General features: G+C 40.7%; 21 protein-coding genes. 19 read left to right on the top strand and 2 right to left on the bottom strand.

All coding sequences use genetic code 11. From position 1 onward, the window contains the following. Positions 1 to 98: 98 nt before the first annotated feature. Both RYO55_RS05730 and RYO55_RS05725 read right to left on the bottom strand, forming a co-directional pair. On the bottom strand, positions 99 to 422 hold the full coding sequence (locus RYO55_RS05730) for a YnfA family protein (RefSeq protein ID WP_008602538.1): 324 nt from the start codon (positions 420 to 422) through the stop codon (positions 99 to 101). Positions 423 to 644: 222 nt separating this feature from the next. Beyond that, positions 645 to 1,544 (bottom strand): LysR family transcriptional regulator, encoded by a 900-nt coding sequence (locus RYO55_RS05725; protein ID WP_004695178.1) that lies wholly within the window; start codon positions 1,542 to 1,544, stop codon positions 645 to 647. 297 nt (positions 1,545 to 1,841) lie between these two features. Between RYO55_RS05725 and rpsD the strand changes: the two genes are divergently transcribed. The 19 genes from rpsD to RYO55_RS05630 all read left to right on the top strand — a co-directional run bounded on the left by rpsD (position 1,842) and on the right by RYO55_RS05630 (position 19,627). After that, a complete protein-coding gene (gene rpsD / locus RYO55_RS05720; RefSeq protein ID WP_008602541.1) occupies positions 1,842 to 2,429 on the top strand; it encodes a 30S ribosomal protein S4 in 588 nt (195 codons plus the stop codon). 214 nt (positions 2,430 to 2,643) lie between these two features. Then, entirely contained in the window at positions 2,644 to 3,084 is a 441-nt protein-coding gene (gene rplM, locus RYO55_RS05715) for a 50S ribosomal protein L13 (RefSeq protein ID WP_008714963.1), read from the top strand. Positions 3,085 to 3,104: 20 nt separating this feature from the next. Next, positions 3,105 to 3,497, top strand: a complete 393-nt coding sequence (gene rpsI / locus RYO55_RS05710) for a 30S ribosomal protein S9 (protein ID WP_004695188.1) — start codon at positions 3,105 to 3,107, stop codon at positions 3,495 to 3,497. 186 nt (positions 3,498 to 3,683) lie between these two features. Continuing rightward, a complete protein-coding gene (locus tag RYO55_RS05705; RefSeq protein WP_314984550.1) occupies positions 3,684 to 4,475 on the top strand; it encodes an enoyl-CoA hydratase in 792 nt (263 codons plus the stop codon). Between the two features lie 170 nt (positions 4,476 to 4,645). Beyond that, positions 4,646 to 5,401 carry a 6-phosphogluconolactonase gene (pgl, locus tag RYO55_RS05700; protein WP_314984549.1) on the top strand — a complete coding sequence of 252 codons (756 nt, stop codon included), beginning with the start codon at positions 4,646 to 4,648 and terminating at the stop codon, positions 5,399 to 5,401. Between the two features lie 36 nt (positions 5,402 to 5,437). Continuing rightward, positions 5,438 to 5,680, top strand: coding sequence for a twin-arginine translocase TatA/TatE family subunit (locus tag RYO55_RS05695; RefSeq protein WP_004695192.1), 243 nt, complete (start codon positions 5,438 to 5,440; stop codon positions 5,678 to 5,680). A 14-nt stretch (positions 5,681 to 5,694) separates the two neighbouring features. Then, positions 5,695 to 6,003: a heavy-metal-associated domain-containing protein gene (locus tag RYO55_RS05690; protein WP_004696910.1), complete on the top strand. Its 309-nt coding sequence runs from the start codon at positions 5,695 to 5,697 to the stop codon at positions 6,001 to 6,003. 68 nt (positions 6,004 to 6,071) lie between these two features. Next, on the top strand, positions 6,072 to 6,515 hold the full coding sequence (locus RYO55_RS05685) for a cupin domain-containing protein (protein ID WP_314984548.1): 444 nt from the start codon (positions 6,072 to 6,074) through the stop codon (positions 6,513 to 6,515). A gap of 16 nt (positions 6,516 to 6,531) precedes the next feature. Beyond that, positions 6,532 to 7,935, top strand: a complete 1,404-nt coding sequence (locus RYO55_RS05680) for a DASS family sodium-coupled anion symporter (protein ID WP_314984546.1) — start codon at positions 6,532 to 6,534, stop codon at positions 7,933 to 7,935. A gap of 536 nt (positions 7,936 to 8,471) precedes the next feature. Next, a complete protein-coding gene (gene ilvD, locus RYO55_RS05675) occupies positions 8,472 to 10,142 on the top strand; it encodes a dihydroxy-acid dehydratase (protein ID WP_004695202.1) in 1,671 nt (556 codons plus the stop codon). 42 nt (positions 10,143 to 10,184) lie between these two features. After that, a complete protein-coding gene (ilvA, locus tag RYO55_RS05670; RefSeq protein WP_314984544.1) occupies positions 10,185 to 11,408 on the top strand; it encodes a threonine ammonia-lyase in 1,224 nt (407 codons plus the stop codon). 18 nt (positions 11,409 to 11,426) lie between these two features. After that, the gene (ilvB, locus tag RYO55_RS05665; protein WP_314984543.1) at positions 11,427 to 13,136 is read left to right on the top strand and encodes a biosynthetic-type acetolactate synthase large subunit; all 1,710 of its coding nucleotides are present in this window, start codon (positions 11,427 to 11,429) and stop codon (positions 13,134 to 13,136) included. After that, positions 13,136 to 13,624 carry an acetolactate synthase small subunit gene (gene ilvN, locus RYO55_RS05660; protein WP_004695208.1) on the top strand — a complete coding sequence of 163 codons (489 nt, stop codon included), beginning with the start codon at positions 13,136 to 13,138 and terminating at the stop codon, positions 13,622 to 13,624. The genes ilvB and ilvN overlap by 1 nt, the downstream gene beginning before the upstream one ends. Before the next feature lie 11 nt (positions 13,625 to 13,635). Beyond that, positions 13,636 to 14,421 (top strand): ABC transporter ATP-binding protein, encoded by a 786-nt coding sequence (locus tag RYO55_RS05655; protein ID WP_314984542.1) that lies wholly within the window; start codon positions 13,636 to 13,638, stop codon positions 14,419 to 14,421. Between the two features lie 141 nt (positions 14,422 to 14,562). Further along, positions 14,563 to 15,570: a ketol-acid reductoisomerase gene (gene ilvC / locus RYO55_RS05650; RefSeq protein WP_004695212.1), complete on the top strand. Its 1,008-nt coding sequence runs from the start codon at positions 14,563 to 14,565 to the stop codon at positions 15,568 to 15,570. A gap of 172 nt (positions 15,571 to 15,742) precedes the next feature. Continuing rightward, the gene (locus RYO55_RS05645; RefSeq protein ID WP_314984539.1) at positions 15,743 to 16,204 is read left to right on the top strand and encodes a DUF3290 family protein; all 462 of its coding nucleotides are present in this window, start codon (positions 15,743 to 15,745) and stop codon (positions 16,202 to 16,204) included. A 12-nt stretch (positions 16,205 to 16,216) separates the two neighbouring features. Next, positions 16,217 to 16,921: a DUF421 domain-containing protein gene (locus RYO55_RS05640; RefSeq protein WP_295816383.1), complete on the top strand. Its 705-nt coding sequence runs from the start codon at positions 16,217 to 16,219 to the stop codon at positions 16,919 to 16,921. Between the two features lie 114 nt (positions 16,922 to 17,035). Then, positions 17,036 to 18,763 (top strand): TIGR03960 family B12-binding radical SAM protein, encoded by a 1,728-nt coding sequence (locus RYO55_RS05635; protein WP_314984537.1) that lies wholly within the window; start codon positions 17,036 to 17,038, stop codon positions 18,761 to 18,763. A 9-nt stretch (positions 18,764 to 18,772) separates the two neighbouring features. Next, on the top strand, positions 18,773 to 19,627 hold the full coding sequence (locus RYO55_RS05630) for a polyphenol oxidase family protein (protein ID WP_314984536.1): 855 nt from the start codon (positions 18,773 to 18,775) through the stop codon (positions 19,625 to 19,627). Positions 19,628 to 19,703 lie beyond the last annotated feature (76 nt).

The following is a 19,703-nucleotide window of genomic DNA, read 5'->3' as shown; positions in this document are numbered from 1 at the left end:
AGCGCCTGCCTTACAAGCAGGATGTCGGCAGTTCGATCCTGTCATCGTCCACCAAAGTAAACGGTTATCTTCGGATAACCGTTTTTTAGTATGTAAAATTATCGCGGTGCGTACATGATGATATATACACCTACAAGACATACGATACCACCGATGATGTCGTACATGTCTGGTCGCAAGCCGTCCACAAGCCAGCCCCAGAGAATAGAGAGGGCAATGAATACACCGCCATAGGCGGCGTAAACTTTACCAAAACTAGCTTCTGGTTGAAAGGTAGGGATAATACCGTATAAAAATAATATAAATGCACCTGCGATCAGGTAAATCGGTCCTTTGTCATCGCGCATATAGAGCCATACGAGATAGCCACCACCGATTTCCGCAAGTCCTGCCAATATAAAGAAGAGAATAGATAAGAGCATAGTAACCTCACTGTATTCTTACTGTATTAATTGAAATCTATTCTCTATTGTACAACCTGAGTTAGAAGAGAGCAATTATTTTATACCCTTAGACTATTAATCGTTTAGAATGAAAGAGAAAATTTACTTAAATATAGATTTTAGTAGTGATGGAATTGAGTCGTGTTGTGAAAATAACAAAACCCCGTACACCTAAAAAAGTATACGAGGTTTTGTTATTTTTTATAAACGTGGTGGTGATTCGCTTTGTACATAATCCATGAAGGTATGCATTGTTTCTGTTTTAGAATTGTTCTTCTTAAATGCGAAGCACACTTGTAGTTTGAATGGTTTTTCTAAAGGTACAAAGCCATCATTGATATTTAAGGAGCTTAAAATTTGACGTGCTACAATGCAGCCAGATTTATTCTTTTGACAATAGTCGATCATTGTATATGGATTGGACAGGCGGCTACCGCGGATATGTAGGTTTTGTTGACCGTTCCCAACATAGTTTTTTAATGTGCGGTACATAAAGTATTTAGGAGGATACATGAGCAATGGTTGCTGCTGGATAGCTTTCAAACTAGCCGTTTCCATACCGTTCACTAAGTTTGGTGCATAGTATACAAATTCGTCTTCTCTAAGAGCGGTGGATTCATATGCGGACATATCCTTATTGTTTGGCAAATAGAGTAATGCAATGTCGATGCGATTTTCGCGCAAGTCGAGCATCAATTCTTCTTCTTCCATGTCGTAAATGCTGACAGAGAATTCAGGATGATTTTGGAAGAAGTGGGAAACGTAACCGTTTAGACGGATATCCCCGAGACTACGTAATACGCCAATATTTAGAATTGGCCGTTCAACCTTGCTGGCCAAACGAATGGATTGGATAGCTCGTTCCAACGTGTCGAGAACTTGTTCTGCTTCTGGTAGAAATAACTCACCTTCTGGTGTTAAACGGCTACCTCTTGTAGAACGGGAGATTAATTTCACACCAACTAAACGCTCCAACTTTTTCATTTGAGCGCTGAAAGCTGATTGTGTAATATTCATAGATTGTGCAGCTAGTGTAAAGCTTCCTGTTTTATTATAGGTAATAAAACTTTGTAGCTCTTGCATTGTAGGTAACTCTTTCATGCTATTCCCCCAATTTAGTTATAAGAATCCAATGATACCTATTACCTTACTTATTCATATTGTAGCATACTATAATTGATTTTTCATCTAAATCTATAAAATATGATGAAACATGCACAATCGATATAGAGAGTAGTATTATCGTAAAAAAGTGTAATCAAAAAATGTGATTATGCACTTATTTCAATAACTTTCACAAGTATCGATAATTGACATAAGTAGATGAAAATGATATTATACTTGGGTACCATTATGTGTAGGTACAAGTTTATTTTAATCTTATGAGGTGATAATCACATGGCAACGAGAAGAGAGGCTCGATTCAAACTTTGTCGTCGCTTTGGTGTGAACGTATTCGGTCACGCAAAAGCCTTGAATCGCGTCAAAAAAGACCAACGTCAGAAGAAAATGTCTGAGTATGGCACACAATTATTAGAAAAACAAAAAGTTAAAGCTTACTACAACTTGCTAGAACGCCAGTTCGTACGCTATTATGATAAAGCGAAAAAAATGCAAGGTGTTACAGGTCAAAACATGTTGATCCTTTTGGAACAACGCCTTGATAACCTTGTATATCGCATCGGTTTCGGTAACTCCATTCGTCAAGCTCGTCAAATGGTAAACCATGGCCACATCTTGGTAAACGGTCGTCGTGTAGACATTCCTTCCTTCTCCTGCAAACCAGGCGATGTAATCGAATTACGCGAAGCATCTCGTGACAACGAAATGTTCAAAACTAATTTCCAAGAACTTCGTTCTTTCGAACTTCCTTACATTGAAAAAGACTTGGACGGCTTCAAAGCTACTTTCACTCGTCTTCCTCAACGTGAAGAACTTCCTATCGAAGTTAACGAAACACTTATCGTCGAATTGTACTCCAAATAATTTGGCGCTTTTGGGAAAACCACTCAGAATTGGGTGGTTTTTTCTTTATGAATATTAGTGTCAAAGGGCTATGACAGTGCAAAAAACAATTGACATAGACAACCAAAATCTGTATACTATTTTGAGTAAGCTTTAGTCGTGTTTCCATTAGCCCCGGAAGCAAAGGACAAGCTGATTTTGGTAGAATTATGACGTTATTAGGAGGATATGCAGCATGAAAACTACATATATGGCCAATCCGAACACAATCGAACGGAAATGGTATGTTGTTGACGCTGAAGGTAAAACTTTAGGACGCCTTGCTGCCGAAGTTGCAAAAGTTCTTCGGGGCAAAAATAAACCAACTTTCACACCACACGTAGATACTGGTGACCATGTGATTGTTGTAAACGCAGAAAAAATTCGCGTAACTGGTAAAAAATTGGAACAAAAGGAATACTTCCGTCACTCTGGTTACCCAGGTGGTTCCCGTTTCACTAAATTGGGTATGATGCTTGAAAAACAACCTGAACGTGTTGTTGAGATGGCAGTTCGTGGTATGCTTCCAAAAAATAAATTGGGTGCACAACAATACCGTAAATTAAATGTATACGCTGGTCCTGAGCATCCACATGCAGCTCAAAAACCAGAAGTGTTAGAAATTTCCGTACGATAATCTAGAGGGAGGAATATATAATGGCAGTAGCACAATATTACGGCACTGGTCGTAGAAAATCTTCCGTTGCTAGAGTTCGTCTGGTACCGGGCACAGGTAAAATCACTGTTAACAAACGTGAACTTAATGATTATTTCGGTCGCCAAACTTTGGAATTGATCGTAAAACAACCTTTGAACTTGACTAACACAGTTGAACAATACGATGTTATCGCAACTGTAGCTGGTGGTGGTCCTTCCGGTCAAGCTGGTGCAATTCGTCACGGTATCTCCCGTGCGTTATTGGACGTAGATGGCGAACTTCGTCAATCTTTGAAAAAAGCTGGCTTCTTGACTCGTGACCCACGTATGAAAGAACGTAAAAAATACGGTCTTAAAAAAGCCCGCAAAGCAAGCCAATTCTCCAAACGTTAATATTTGGACAACAGGTTATTACACCTGCAGACAATGTCTGCAGGTGTTTTTGCATTATTAGATAATTTTAATATTCAAGTCAGTTTAATTTTCATTCTTTCATTTACATCTATATTTAATTCTCCTATAATAGATATATAATAATCGAATTTTTTCGAAAATAGATTTTCATATAGGAGAACTCATATGATTTATAATACAATTCAGTACGTAGTGGACAACGGTATTGGTACGTTGACCTTTAATCGTCCAACAGTAGCCAATGGTTTTAATATCGAGATGTGTAAGGAGATCCTTGAGGTCTTAGATAAAGCTCATAATGATGAAAGCGTTCGAGCGTTGCTCATCAATGCAGAGGGAAAGGTGTTCTCTGCGGGTGGCGATTTAACAGAGATGGAGCGCGCTGTAAACGAAGGGGATACAGAGTCTTTATTTGAAATCGTTGAACTGGTAGCTCAGATTTCTATGGCTATGAAACGCTTGCCAAAACCTGTTATCATGAGTCTTCAAGGGGCTGCGGCAGGTGCTGCCTTCAATATGGCTTTGGCGGCGGACTTTGTTGTAGCTGCTAATAATGTACGCTTTATTCAAGCCTTCGTAAATGTAGGTCTTGCTCCTGATGCGGGCGGTTTGTTCTTGTTGACTCGCTCTATTGGTATGAACCGTGCTATGCATATTGTCATGACCGGTGAAGCCGTATCTGCTGAAAAAGGTAAGGAACTGGGCTTTGTGTATAAGGTTTGTGAATTAGAGGATCTAGAGACTGCTACAAGACGTCTTGTTGAGAAGTTGGCAAAAGGGCCTGCACAATCTTACCGCGTTATGAAGGAAATGATGTGGAATAGCTTCTTAGCGGGGTGGGAAGAGTACAAGAAGTTTGAAGTAGAAAACCAATGTGCATTAGGTCTTTCAGAGGACTTTAAAGAAGGTGTACGTGCTTTCACAGAGCGTCGCCGTCCTAAATTTGGTCAACAATAGTATTGATTTATGAATATATGGAATGGAATTTTCTGTAATTCATAGGTAAATACAAATATAATTAGAACCGATGTGGCTCCAACTATTGAGTTACATCGGTTTTGCTTTCTTTACACCGAAAAAGTGTATATAATAGAACTATTGAAATAGTTTTAGGAGGTCATTATTACATGGCTCAAGATACAATTAAATGTTATGACAGCTCTAGCGATGTAGTTCAAGCATTGGCAGAGGATTTTATTGCTTTCACCAACGAGGAAATCAATCGCACTGAAACGTGTGTTGTTGGTATTACGGGCGGGACTGTTATTAATGGTTTATTAGAATTGCTTAATTCCCCAGAATATATAGAGCGTCTCAATTGGGAACGCATATTCTTTGTGTGGACTGATGAGCGATTCTTGCCGCAATCTCATGAGGATAATTACTTCAATCGCGTGAAACCTTACTTGTTGTGCAAGGCGAAAGGGGCGGCTCATTTCTTGCCAATCAATACAGATTCTAAAACTGTAATAGAAGCGGCAGCGGAATACGAGAAAGAGGTTAAGACTGTTCTCAAGGCTTGTAAAAAAAGTGGCCTAGATTTGGCATTGCTCGATCTTGGCGAAGATGGTCATACAGCCGGCCTATTTGCAGGTTCTCATGCATTGCGTGTCACAGATCAAGACGTGGTAGCCGTTGAGGATGGAAAGGTATGGGAACGTATTTCTATGACCTTTTCATTCCTAGCAAAATCTGATGCGGTTTGGTTTACCGTAACTGGTGAAAGTAAGCGAACTGCTTTGACAAAGGTATTGTATCAACGCGAAGATTACGAGGATTTACCTTGGGAAAAACGCATTGGTCGTGTATTGCCTGGAGCGGTGCTTTCACAAGAAGCTATGACTTGGTATGTGGACAAGGCAGCCTATGATGATGTACACTAAAGAGTATAAGTAGTAGTATTAATAAAGGAGATACATATGGGGTCTATAGGAACACCTGAATTAATAGTTATATTAGTGATTGCTCTAGTTATCTTCGGACCTGGTAAATTGCCTGAAGTCGGTAAAGCTATTGGTAAAGGCATCAATGAGTTTAAAGATGCTATTTCGGGGCCTAAAAAGGCTGTTGATGAAACGAAAGAAGCCGTTAAGAAAGCGACTACTATCGATGTAACAGCAGGGGCTAAGAACGACGATAAACATAAAGAAGCTAACGATTAATAGGAGGTAACACTATGTGCAAAGATTGTGGTTGTGGCGAAGATAATGGCGTTGTAACAAAGGTATTTACCGTTCCGGGGATGATGTGCAACAACTGTAAAGAAACAGTTGAAGGGGCATCTCTAGGTTTACCTGGAGTATTAAGTGCAGAAGTAGATTTGCCAGAAAAGACGGCTACCGTTTCTTTTGATCCAACAAAAGCATCTGTAGAAGTTATTACAAAAGCCATTGAACGAACTGGCTTTGAAGTGGCAGGCGTTACAGACGGTGTACAAAAACATAGTCATGGATTACTAGGCACTTTGAAACGTCTCTTCAAATAATCGAACCGATGGAGCTGTATTGAAACCTTGTTTCGATGCAGCCCTTTTTTGTTTAAAGAGGTAATACGATGATACGTAAGTTTGATGCTAAAAATTTTAAGTGGGATGGTATTGAAACCTTGGTTTATAAACAAGATGGTAGTCCTTTTAAAGATGTAACACGTCAAGTATTATACGATGGTGCTTATGATATTCCCTGTCAATTCCGCTATTTTGAATGTTTGCCAGGGGGATATTCTACCTTAGAGTATCACGATCATACTCATATGGTTATGATATTCCGCGGCAAAGGGCAAGTCTTATTGGGTGATGAAATCCACGATGTAGAAGCTGGTGACTTTATCGAAATTCCAGGCAAAACAATTCATCAATTCCGTGCTAATAAGAACGATTATATTGGTTTTCTTTGTTTGGTAAATCAAGACCGGGATAAGGTGAAATTATTATCCCCTGAAGAGATGGAAATGTTACGAGCAAATCCTAAAATCAAAGAATTCTTGGAAAGTTGTTGAGTCTGGTGGAGGTTCTATGAATACTTTTACACGAGCGGCCCTTACCGTTTTAGTGGGCCTCGTCATTTGGTTTTTACCTCATACAGAGGCAATCAAGCCTGAAGGTTGGCATTTATTAGCTATCTTTACGGCTACTATTGTGGGTTTTATCTTGCGACCTTGGCCAACGGGCATTATGGCGCTTTTTGGTATTGTTGTAGCCGTAGCCACTAATTCCATCACTATGGTACAGGCTCTAGGTGGCTATGCAGAGGCTAATGTGTGGCTTATCGTAGCGGCCGTATTCTTTTCACGAGGCATTATTAATTCTGGCCTTGGTAAGCGCATTGCGTATACATTGATTCGCTCTTTTGGCACAAGCTCATTAAAGCTTGCCTATGCATTAGCTTGTACGGACTTGATTATTTCTCCAGCGACGCCATCTAATACGGCGCGTGGGGGCGGTATCGTATTCCCAATCGTACAAAATATTTCTTTAGCGTTTGACTCTGAACCATATGGCAATACGGCTCGCCGCATTGGGGCGTACTTGATGACAACGGCACATACTATTAACACTATTACAGTAACGATCTTCTTGACCGCATGTAGTGGTAATTTGCTTATTACATCTTTAGGGGCCAAATTATTCGGCTATGATATTTCTTGGTGGGAATGGTTCCAAGCAGGTGTGATTCCAGGTGTGATTTGTATGATTTTGATGCCTTGGTTTATCTATAAAATCTATCCACCAGAAATCAAGGAAACACCAGAGGCTGCTGCAATGGCTCAAAAAGAACTAGAGGCTCTTGGACCTATTACGAAGGCTGAAATTTCTGTTGCTATTATCTTTGTACTTTGCATTTTGCTTTGGGCGACAGCGATTTGGACTAAGCTTCATCCTACAGCTGTTGCGATGATGGGGGTTCTGGCGTGTGTTGTGACTGGCTCTCTTACGTGGGAGGATATCTTGGGTGAACGCACCGGTTGGGATATCCTTATCTGGATGGGCACGCTTGTCGGCATGGCTGGACTTCTTGGTAAACTTGGTGTAGTAGCTGTGTTTGCAGACTTTATAAGTCAACATTTAGCTGGCTTCGATTGGTTCTGGGCATCCTTTATCATTTCCGCTACCTTTGTGTATTCTCAGTATTTCTTTGCCAGTGGTACGGCGCGTATTACGGCTCTGTTCTCTGCCTTTGCAGCTATTTTAGTGGCGATGGGGGCTCCTATTCCGTTTACAATATTGCTCTTTGGTTTGATGAACAGCCCTGGCTGTACATTGACTCACTATAGTTCAGGTGTAACACCGATCTTCTTCGGTGCTGGTTATGTGCCACAAGGTACGTGGTGGCGCGTAGGCCTTGCCATTTCTGTGGTAAGTTTCCTCATTCATTTCTGGGGCGGCACTTTTGGCATGTGGCTCTTTGGTATTTTATAATATATTCAATCCCTCACTACGATGAGGGATTTTTCTTGTTATATCTATATTTTTTATACCTTACTAGGTTTGCTATAGTTTTTGGGTATGGTGAACTTAATAAAAAAACTATGATGAATCTATAGAATTTATTGTGAATTATCTTGCGCGGGATAATATAACGTGTTATTATTATTCCGTGATTATTATTACAGAATATTTTAGGAGGAAACATGTTAGGTTTAGTCATTAGCTTATTGATTATTGCGCTAGTCGTGATTATTAATGACATTCGAATTATGAACAACAACTTAACACGTTTTTGTCTTAGAAGTTCCGCGAATGGTTTAATATACAATCAATAAGATTTGACTATATGGTTTGTTTCTTATGTGTATATTTTCCAAGGGGTACATAGGATTATTTATGTATATAGGAATTCTGTAAACAAAAGGAATATCATTTGTAAACTTTTAAGACGATTCATTGGAATCGTCTTTTTTTTATGCGTCGTGAAAGCTGTCCAAGTGGATGCTTTCAAAAGTGAGGAGATTAACATGAGTTGTAGAAGTGACAATTTGAAAACAGGCGTAGCACGTGCACCACACAGATCTTTACTAAAAGCTCTGGGTTTTGTTGATGAAGAAATGGGTAGACCAGTCATCGGTATTGCCAACTCTTTCAATGAAATCATCCCTGGTCACGTAGGCCTGAAAAATATTGTACAAGCCGTAAAAGACGGTATCCGCAACGCAGGTGGTGTGCCAATCGAGTTCAATACTATCGGTATTTGCGATGGTTTGGCAATGAACCATATCGGCATGAAATACTCCTTAGTTACACGTAATATCATTGCAGATTCTATCGAAGCTACTGCTATGGCTACACCATTCGATGCGATGGTATTCATTCCAAATTGCGATAAGGTAGTACCAGGCATGTTGATTGCAGCTGCTCGCCTTAATATCCCATCTGTATTCGTATCTGGTGGGGCCATGCTAGCTGGTGTACATAAAGGTAAAAAAATTGGTTTGTCCGACGTATTCGAAGCCGTAGGCAAACATCAAACTGGTGAAATGGATGATGCTGAGTTAGCTGATATCGAAAATACGGCATGTCCTACATGTGGTTCTTGCTCTGGTATGTATACGGCAAATACAATGAACTGCTTAACAGAAGCTCTCGGTATGGGCCTTCCTGGCAATGGTACAATCCCAGCGGTATATTCTGAACGTTTGCGGTTAGCTAAGTTAGCTGGTATGCAAGCGGTAGAGGTATTAAAAGCAAACCTTCGCCCTAAAGATATTATGACTCGTGAAGCCTTTGAAAATGCGGTAGCTCTTGATATGGCTTTGGGTGGCTCCTCTAATACGGCGCTTCATTTACCGGCTATTGCTCACGAAGCAGGTGTACCATTATCCTTAGACGATTTCGATCGCATCGCCCAAAATACACCTCAATTATCTAAATTATCACCATCTGGTGTATACTTCATCGAAGACTTGTACGCTGCAGGTGGTGTATCTGCGGTGTTGAAACGTTTAGCAGAAAATGGTCGCCTTCATACAGATTGCAAAACTGTTGCTCTTAAAACACAAGGTGAAATTGCAGCGGCAGCTCATGTTGTGGATGAAGATGTTATTCACCCATGGGATAATCCAGTACATGAAACTGGTGGTATCGCGGTTCTTAAAGGTAACCTTGCTGTAGATGGTTCCGTTGTAAAAGCCGGTGCCGTAGATGCAGATATGCTTGTTCATTCTGGTCCAGCAAAGGTATTCAATAGTGAAGAAGAAGCGGTTGAAGCTATCACAGGCGGTAAAATCGTAAAAGGTGATGTTGTAGTTATCCGCTACGAAGGCCCTAAAGGCGGCCCTGGTATGCGTGAAATGTTGACACCAACATCTATGATTGCTGGTATGGGTCTCGATAAAGATGTAGCATTGTTGACAGATGGACGCTTCTCTGGTGCTACTCGTGGTGCATCCATCGGACATGTATCTCCAGAAGCAGCTGCAGGCGGTACCATTGCTATCGTTGAAGATGGTGATATTATCAATATCGATATTCCAAACGGTAAATTGGAACTAGCTGTATCTGATGATGAAATAGCTCGTCGTAAAGCTGCATTGAAACCGTTCAAATCCAATGTAACTGGATATCTTAAAAAATACGCTCTTCACGTATCCTCTGCTGCACAAGGTGCTATCGAAGTATTTGAAGACTAATACTAGACTTTCATTTAATACTAACTAGAGGAGATAGTGTACATGCACAAATTATATGATTTTATGGAGGCTCGAGAGCGATTAAGCACAATCACGGTGAAAACGAAATTGCTTCACAGCTATGTGTTCTCCGACGAGTGTGACAATGATGTATATATCAAGCCAGAAAACTTACAAATAACAGGCTCTTTTAAGGTTCGTGGAGCTTATAATAAAATTGCAAAGCTGACAGAAGAGGAAAAGGCGCGCGGTGTTATCGCTGCGTCTGCTGGTAATCATGCACAAGGCGTGGCCCTTGCTGCGAAACGCCTTGGCATTAAAGCGACTATTGTTATGCCGAAACACACGCCTCTTATAAAGGTTAATGCAACAAAACAGTACGGCGCAGATGTCGTATTACATGGTGAAATCTATGATGAAGCTTGCCAAAAAGCGATGGAACTCCAACAAGAACATGGTTATGTGTTCGTCCATCCCTTCGATGATGAAGATGTAATTGAAGGGCAAGGGACAATTGCTCTCGAGGTTCTCGATGAACTTCCTGATGCAGATGTAATTCTTGTTCCTGTTGGGGGCGGTGGTATCGTATCTGGTATTGCGGCAGCGGCAAAGTTAAAAAATCCGCGCGTTAAGATTATCGGTGTAGAGCCTGAAGGCGCCGCAAGTGCAATCGCTGCATTAAAGGCTGATCATCCGGTACCACTCGATGAAGTGGCGACGATTGCTGATGGTACGGCAGTACGCCAAATTGGTGAAACTACATTAGAATATATCAAGCAATATGTAGATGACATTATTACTGTTTCAGACTACGAATTGATGGAAGCATTCCTGTTGCTTGTTGAAAAACATAAATTAGTAGCAGAAAATTCCGGTATTTTGCCACTTGCTGGTCTCAAGAAATTAGAGTGCCGCGGTAAAAAGGTGGTAGCTATCGTTAGTGGAGGTAATATCGATGTACTTACTATATCGTCCATGATTAATAAAGGTCTCGTATTGCGTGGTCGTATCTTTACCTTCTCCGTTAACCTTCCTGATAAACCGGGCCAGTTAGTGGCTGTATCTCAAATGTTAGCTGATGCAGATGCAAATGTTATTAAACTCGACCATAATCAGTTCAAAAACCTTGATCGTTTCCATGAAGTGGAATTGCAAGTAACGGTAGAAACAAATGGTGAAGAGCACATCCAACACATTATTGATACTTTCAAACATAATGGCTACATTATTAAACGTTTAAATTCCAGCGAGATATTGTCTGAATAGCTGGGTGAAAGGTTTCCTATGAGCGCAGAAACAATCAATGGGGCACGCATTGTCCTTGAAACATTGCATCGCCTTGGTGTAACCGATATGTTCGGCTATCCAGGTGGCGCGGTAATTCCAATTTATGATGAAATATATAGTTTCCCTGAAATTAAACATTACTTTGTTCGCCATGAACAAGGTGCTGCACATGCGGCAGATGGCTATGCTCGCGTATCTGGTCGCGTAGGTGTATGTCTTGCTACGTCTGGTCCTGGCGCAACGAATCTTGTGACAGGTATTATGACTGCGTACATGGATTCCGTACCTATGGTGGCCATTACTGGTCAGGTTGGACGGCCCTTTATCGGTAAGGACTCCTTTCAAGAGGCGGATATCCAAGGTATTACGATGCCTATAACCAAGCATAACTATCTTGTTCAAGATATTCATGATTTGCCTCGCATCATTAAAGAGGCGTACTTTATTGCTGGCACGGGTCGCCCAGGCCCTGTACTCATCGATATTCCAAAGGATATTCAAACAGAAAAAATATCCATGGCGGAATACAACAAATTGTACGAAGTACCTATTCATCTTGAAGGCTATGATCCAACCTATAAAGGTCATCAAGGTCAAATCAAAAAAGCAGCTACTCTCATCAAAAACGCAAAGCGCCCACTTATCATTGCTGGGGCAGGTGTATTGAAGTCTGGAGCTATGGATGAGCTTAAAGAATTAGCTGAAAAGGCTCAAATCCCGGTGACGAATACATTAGTTGGTCTTGGTGGCTTCCCAGGAGATCACGAATTGGCTCTTGGCATGGTTGGTATGCACGGTTCTGTAGCCGCTAATAATAGTACAGATGAGGCAGATCTCGTGATTGCTGCAGGGATTCGTTTCCATGACCGCATCACAGGCCATCCAGATTTCTTCTGTAAAAAAGCTAAAATCATCCATATTGATATCGACCCAGCTGAAATTGATAAGAATGTTACAATCAACGTGCCTATCGTAGGGGATTTAAAACAGGTATTAACGGAGCTTAATGCTCTTGTAGAACCTACAACTCATGACACGTGGCTTGAGCAAATTCGAGAATGGCAAGCGGAATATCCTATGGTAATCCCTGAGTCTAAAAATGGTGTATTACATGCACAATATGTGTTATCTGAGCTTAATAAAATTGCCAAGGATGATGCCATAATCGTAAGTGATGTAGGTCAACATCAAATGTGGGCGGCTCAATTCTTAACTCATAAAAAACCTCATACTATCGTTACCTCTGGCGGTGCTGGTACCATGGGGTATGGCTTGCCAGCGGCTATCGGTGCTCAAGTAGGGGCGCCTAAGAAGCAAGTTATCCTTGTTGTCGGTGATGGTGGATTCCAAATGACTTGTGAAGAGCTCATGATGGTGCGCCAATATAATTTGCCAATTAAGATTGTTATTATTAATAATGGCTATCTTGGTATGGTTCGTCAATGGCAAGAAATATTCAATGATAGACGCTACTCCTATGTAGATTTGGAAGTGAGTCCGAACTTCTTGAAACTCGCAGATGCATTTGATTTGAAAGCAGCTCGTCTAGATAATGTTGAAACTTTCAATAAAGAATTTAAATCATACATTACATCGGATGAAAGCATTGTCTTGGATTGTCGCGTTGAACGAGAGGATAATGTATTACCAATGATTCCAGCAGGCGGCACGATAAGCGGTATGATGGGGAAGAAAGGGGTGCTATAATGGCGAAAGAACATCAAGTCTTAATCATTGCAAAAAATGCACCAGGTATTGGTACACGTATTTTGGCACTCTTTAACCGTCGTGGTTTTAACGTTACAAAAATGACATCTGGCATTACAAATCAGCCAGGTTATGCACGTATTACTATTACTGTAGAGGCCGATGACCGAATTCTCGATCAAGTGCAAAAACAAATCTACAAGCTTATCGATGTTGTTAAGGTTAAAGTGTTTGAAGATCATGATGTGGTATGCCGTGAGTTAATGCTTATCAAGGTAAAAGCATCTGCTTCCACAAGATCACAAATTGTACAGATTGCCGATGTATATCGTGGTAATGTGTTAGATATTTCTCCTACATCTATGATCATTGAAGTCATTGGCAGTGTAGAAAAATTACGTGGCTTCATTCAAATTATGGAAACTTATGGTATTCTTGAAATTGCCAAAACAGGTATCACCGCTATGAGTCGCGGAGAAAAAATGTAGGAGCTGATAACGTGGGGCGTGAATTACTCCATTATGAAAATGTCTGCTTTCGCCGTGATGGTAGATCTATTTTAGATAATGTAAATTGGCATATAGAGGACGGTGAACATTGGGCCTTATTAGGGCTTAATGGGGCTGGTAAATCAACGCTACTCAGCATGATACCTGCTTATCAAATTCCCACAACGGGTACTTTGCGTGTGTTTGGCAAGGAATTTGGTAAATATGCGTGGCCCAAAATCAAGGCTAGACTAGGATTTGTTAGCTCTGCGCTTGGGCAATTTCAGTCAACCTTGGATAAACAAGTCGTTGAAGATATCGTTATTTCTGGTGCATTTAGTAGCATTGGTATATACCAAGAGGTAGCACCTGAGGTGCGCCAACGAGGTATGCAATTATTATCTGAATTTGGACTAGACTATTTGGAAGGTCATCGTTTTCGCACCTTATCTGCTGGCGAACAGCGCCGGGTATTGTTAGCGAGGTCTATTATGGCAAATCCAGAATTATTGATTTTGGATGAGCCTTGCTCTGGTTTGGACTTACCAGCGAGGGAGCAGTTTTTACGCACCGTATCCACTTTGGTAGCTGAGCAGCAGACACCGATTATCTATGTGTCACATCAAATTGAAGAGATACTATCGTTTATTACTCATGTAGCTATCTTGCGAGAGGGTAAGATGATTCATGCAGGTCCTAAACAGAAGGTACTAACTGATGATATTTTATCTGATGTCTTTGGACTTTCCGTACAAGTTGTATGGAAAGATGATCGTCCATGGGTGATGGTTTGGTAGTTATCAAATTTTTTTATCAGAGGCTTAAAACTTGGCTTACTGATAATAAATTAATGTACGCCACATCTTGCAAAAATTTGTTAGATTGTGTACAGTATATATAATCTATATTCTATTGAATATGTTTGGAGGTTGTCTAATATGGCAGGTAAAATTTTAGGTACTACAGTTTATTATGATGCAGATTGTAATTTAAGCAAATTGGAAGGCAAAAAAATTACAGTGTTAGGTTACGGTTCCCAAGGTCATGCTCATGCATTGAACTTGAAAGAAAATGGTATGGACGTAACAATTGGTCTTCGCGGTGGTTCTTCTAGCTGGAAAGCGGCTGAAGAAGCAGGTCTTACAGTAAAAGAAACTGCAGAAGCCGTTAAAGGCGCTGATATCGTTATGGTATTGATTCCAGACGAATTGCAAGCAGACGTATATGCACAAGATATTGCTCCAAACTTGAAACAAGGTGCGTACTTGGCATTTGCTCATGGCTTTAACATTCACTTTGGTAAAATCGTACCTCGTGAAGACATCAATGTATTCATGGTAGCTCCTAAAGGTCCTGGTCATTTAGTTCGTCGTACATACCAAGAAGGTTCTGGCGTTCCTTGCTTGTACGCTGTAGAAAAAGACCCATCTGGCGATACTGAAGAAGTGGCATTAGCATGGGCATCTGGTATCGGTGGTGGCCGTTCTGGTATTTTGGAAACTAACTTCAAATCCGAAACTGAAACTGACCTCTTTGGTGAGCAAGCTGTATTGTGCGGCGGCGTAACTGAATTGATCAAAACTGGTTTCGAAGTATTAACAGAAGCTGGTTATGAACCTGTAAACGCTTACTTCGAGTGCTTACATGAAATGAAATTGATTGTAGACCTTATTTACGAAGGTGGCTTCCAAAAAATGCGCCACTCCATCTCCAACACTGCTGAATATGGCGACTACCATGCAGGTCCTCGCGTCATCACTGCAGATACTAAAAAAGCTATGGAACAAATCTTGGCTGATATCCAATCTGGTAAATTTGCTGATGAATTCTTGGCAGATTCCAAAAATGGTCAAAAATTCCTTAAAGAACACCGTGAAGCCGCTGCTAACCATCCAATCGAACCAGTTGGTGCAGAACTTCGCAACTTGATGAGCTGGTTAAAATAAGAGCATTACTTAGGTAATCTTTTGTGAGATTATATGCTTATTAAAAGCGACCCCGTAAGGGGTCGCTATTTTTTATCTTTTCTTACATTATTTGGGGCCCTTTTGACGATTACATCGAAAATATTGGAATCAAATATGGTATAATAAAAGGTATATTTGAAAGGAGTGTGGCATGGATTTTTACACGTTAGCCTATGTTGAAAGTCAGGCTGCAGCGGGCCAAACATGGGGCTTTATTATAATTGTAGCTGTTCTATTAGCATTGCTCGTTTTGGGCGTACAAATATTGCGAAATGGTTTTACTAGTCGCTATCGTGATCTGATGGTTATATTGTCTTTAATCGTAGTGTTCTTCTTAGGGCTTGAATACCAAGAGTATAATCGGATGAAAACCTATTCTGAGGACTCCTCTCGTATGGCTCAATTTTTACATTCTTTTAGTTCAAATCGTTCCGTACCGAGCGATCAATTGGCGGTTAACTCCTTAAAGATTCGTAATGGTATGATTTTAAAAGTAAGTGATGCTTACTATGAGGTTCAATTTAACCCAGAGTTTTCAACCTATACGATTACCCGTGTGTATAAGGTGAGCCATACAGATCGAATTCATGATAAAGCGGATGTATTACCATAAGGAGGACCATATATGACAGAAGCTATGGCCGTCTATGGGATGGTCTTTGCAAAACTCGCCATCGGTCTCTTGGCGATTATTCTACAAATCAACTTAATGGGAAAGGGCAATTTAGCGCCAACCTCTGCTTTGGACCAATTGCAAAACTACGTACTTGGTGGTATTATCGGTGCCATCATTTACAATGACCAAATTGGTATTTTACAGTTCATGTTAGTCCTTATTTTATGGACTATCCTCGTAATGACTCTTAAGTTTTTAAAAGGGAATCTTCGTTTCTTCAAAACAATTCTTGATGGACATCCCGTTATCGTAATTGAACGAGGGCATATTTTAACGGAAGAATGCATGCGTTATGGTATACAAGCGGCTGAGCTTAAATTAAAACTTCGTGCTGCAGGTGTTCAATATGTTACGGATGTTAAGCGTGCCGTATTGGAGCAAAACGGTCAGCTCAACGTGGTTCAATTTGGTGAAGATAATATCCGATTTGATCTTATCGATGATGGTCAAATTAATCAATTTACCCTCGATGTAATTGAAAAAGATAGAGCGTGGCTTGAACAAGAAGTTCAATCTCAAGGATACTCTGTTAAGGACATATATATTGCTGAATATAAAGATGGTAAAGTTGTTGTATATCCTTACGATAAAAGAGAGAAACCTAATTTAGTAAGCTCAATAAAAAATAAGACTAAGAGCAAATTAAAGCCTTAATATATAGCTTGGAATATGAAACTTATAAATCTATTAGTATTTTAATAATAGATACATAGTATTTAGTTTTATTAAGCCCACTATTCGTAGTGGGCTTATATAGAAAGGAAATTAGTGAATCGTAAAGATTTAATTGATCGATTACAAGAATTATATAAAGATGAAGACAGTCGGGTAACAGTAAATCCTCATGCGGGGCAAAAGGTAGCTATCGTCTATCCGAATACATATTTTGTAGGCATGAGTAATCTTGGTCTGCACATCATTTATGAGGAAATCAATTTACGTAGTGATAGCGTATGTGAACGTATTTTCTTGCCTGAGAAAAAGGAGTTAGAAGCATACGACAAGACTAAGACTCCTCTCATGAGTGTTGAAACACAGCGCCCTATGCATCAGTTTGATGTAGTAGCCTTTGATGTAACCTTTGAAATGGATTATTTCCATATTCCAGTGATGTTGCGTCATGGTCGCGTACCCATTATGGGAAAAGACCGTACAGAGTTTGATCCTATCGTTATTGCGGGCGGTCCTTGTGCGACGTTCAACCCAGAGCCTTTTGCTGATTTTATCGATGCTTTCATTATCGGTGAAGGGGAAGGCCTTGTGAGCCATGTCCTCGATAATATTCGAGATGGAAAAATGGAGGGGCTAGATCGCCATGCTATTTTACGTCAGTTAGCGGATATATCGGGCGTATATGTCCCATCCTTGTATGTGCCCATTTATAGTGAAGACGGTAAATTCAAAGGCTATGATATTACAGAGGGCGTACCTAAGAGGATTAAACGTCACTTTGAAATGCTCACCAGCGGTGGTGAAACGGTAGTAGCTACGAATTATACTGAGTTTGGTGCCATGTATATCATCGAAGTAGCCCGTGGATGTGGTCGGCATTGCCGATTCTGTATGGCTGGGTATTGCTTCCGCGTACCTCGTGTACGTCCATTAGATATTTTGAAAGAAGGCGTAGAACGCGCAGAAAAGCTAGGCAAAAAGGTGGGACTTATGGGTGCTGCTATCTCAGACTATCCTGAGGTAGATGAACTCGTTAATTATATTCGCTCTAAAGATATGCGTTACTCTTGTGCATCCTTGCGTGCTGACTCGTTAACACAAGCCGTGGTGGATGGACTAGCGGATAGTGGACAAAAGACGATTACCATTGCCCCAGAAACGGGTAGTGAACGGTTGCGTCGCGTCATTAACAAGGGTATCAGTGAAGAGCATTTACAAAATGCAGCCACCTTATCTGCAAAGTCAGGTATTCAGCATATGCGCTTGTATATAATGATTGGGCTGCCAACGGAAACCGATGAAGATATTGAAGCTATTGTAGGTCTTGCGGAAAGAACGCAGGCTCATATGGAAAAAGTAGGTTGTAAAGGTCGTTTAACGCTCAGCATTAATCCGTTTATTCCGAAACCTTTTACCCCGTTCCAATGGATGGCCATGGACAATCAAAAAGTAGTGGAGAAAAAGTTACAATATATAAAGAAAGCGTTGCAAAAGAATCGCCGTATTGAGGTTCTCGTAGAGTCCCCTAAAGAGGCATATATTCAAGGGGTTCTTGCTCGTGGAGATCGTCGTTTAGGTGCTGTTATTGCAGCGTGTGCAGCCAATCGAGGTAGTAAATCTTTTAAGTCTGAAATGAAGGCGGCTGGCTTAGATATGGACGATATGAATTATCGCGAACGCAGTTTTGATGAATTCTTGCCGTGGAGCCATTTAGATATGGGTATGGACGAGGGCTATCTCGAAATGGAATGGAAACGATCCATCGATGAAGCATATACACCGCCATGCACACAAGGGTGTAAACGATGCGGTGTTTGTAAATAGGAGGAATTGATGAATCAATCGGTAAAGCGTATAGATGTGAAAGGGCCCCATGGAACGTGGTCTTATGAGGCCCCGAGTTGGGCTGATCAATTCCCTATTAGTATGGGAGATACGTATCGTCATGGAGGTGTATCTAGTGCGCCTTATGAGTCATTAAATCTAGCCTTTCATGTAGGCGATGAAGCTCAGAGTGTACGAGAAAATCGAGCTATTATTGCGAAATATTTAGGTGTTGAACCAAACCGTATTTCTTGTGGCAATCAAGTCCATGGTTTAAAGGCTGTAAAAATCACAGAAGACCTTATTGGAGCAGGTGCTTTTGGAGAAGATACAGCCATCGATGATTGTGATGCGGTATTTACAAATCTACCTCATGTGCCATTATTTCTGTTCACTGCAGATTGCGTTGGTGTAGGCATTTACGATGCCAAACATCATGCGATTGCAACGGCACATGCAGGTTGGCGTGGTGCTATTGACCGCTTACCAGTACTTACTATTGAGGCCATGAAAGAGGCTTATGGGACCGAGTTCAAAGATTGCTATATATATCTTGGGCCTAGTATTGGACCAGAGTCCTTTGAAGTAGATATAGAACTAGGTAAACGCTTTGAATTAGCCTGGAGAGATATGACAGACCGAGATGCATCTGATGTTGTCAATTATCCTGGTGATAAATTAGATAAGGCTTATATCAATTTATGGAACTTTATTGGTGAGGATCTCGTTGTAAATGGCGTTCCTCCAGAGAACATCACGATTGGTGGTACCGATAGTGTAACGGAAGTAGACTGTTATTCCTATCGCCGAGAGGCTGGGCAAACAGGTCGTATGGCCTTATTTGCGATGTTACAAGACCGATAAAATTCGACTTTCACAGGAATCATAATAAAGTATGATATTTTATATATATACATGCTTGGATTTGTGGAAGGGATAA

It is taken from the genome of uncultured Veillonella sp., assembly GCF_963551295.1.
Lineage (GTDB): Bacteria > Bacillota > Negativicutes > Veillonellales > Veillonellaceae > Veillonella.
This window is presented reverse-complemented; position numbering and strand designations above follow the sequence as displayed.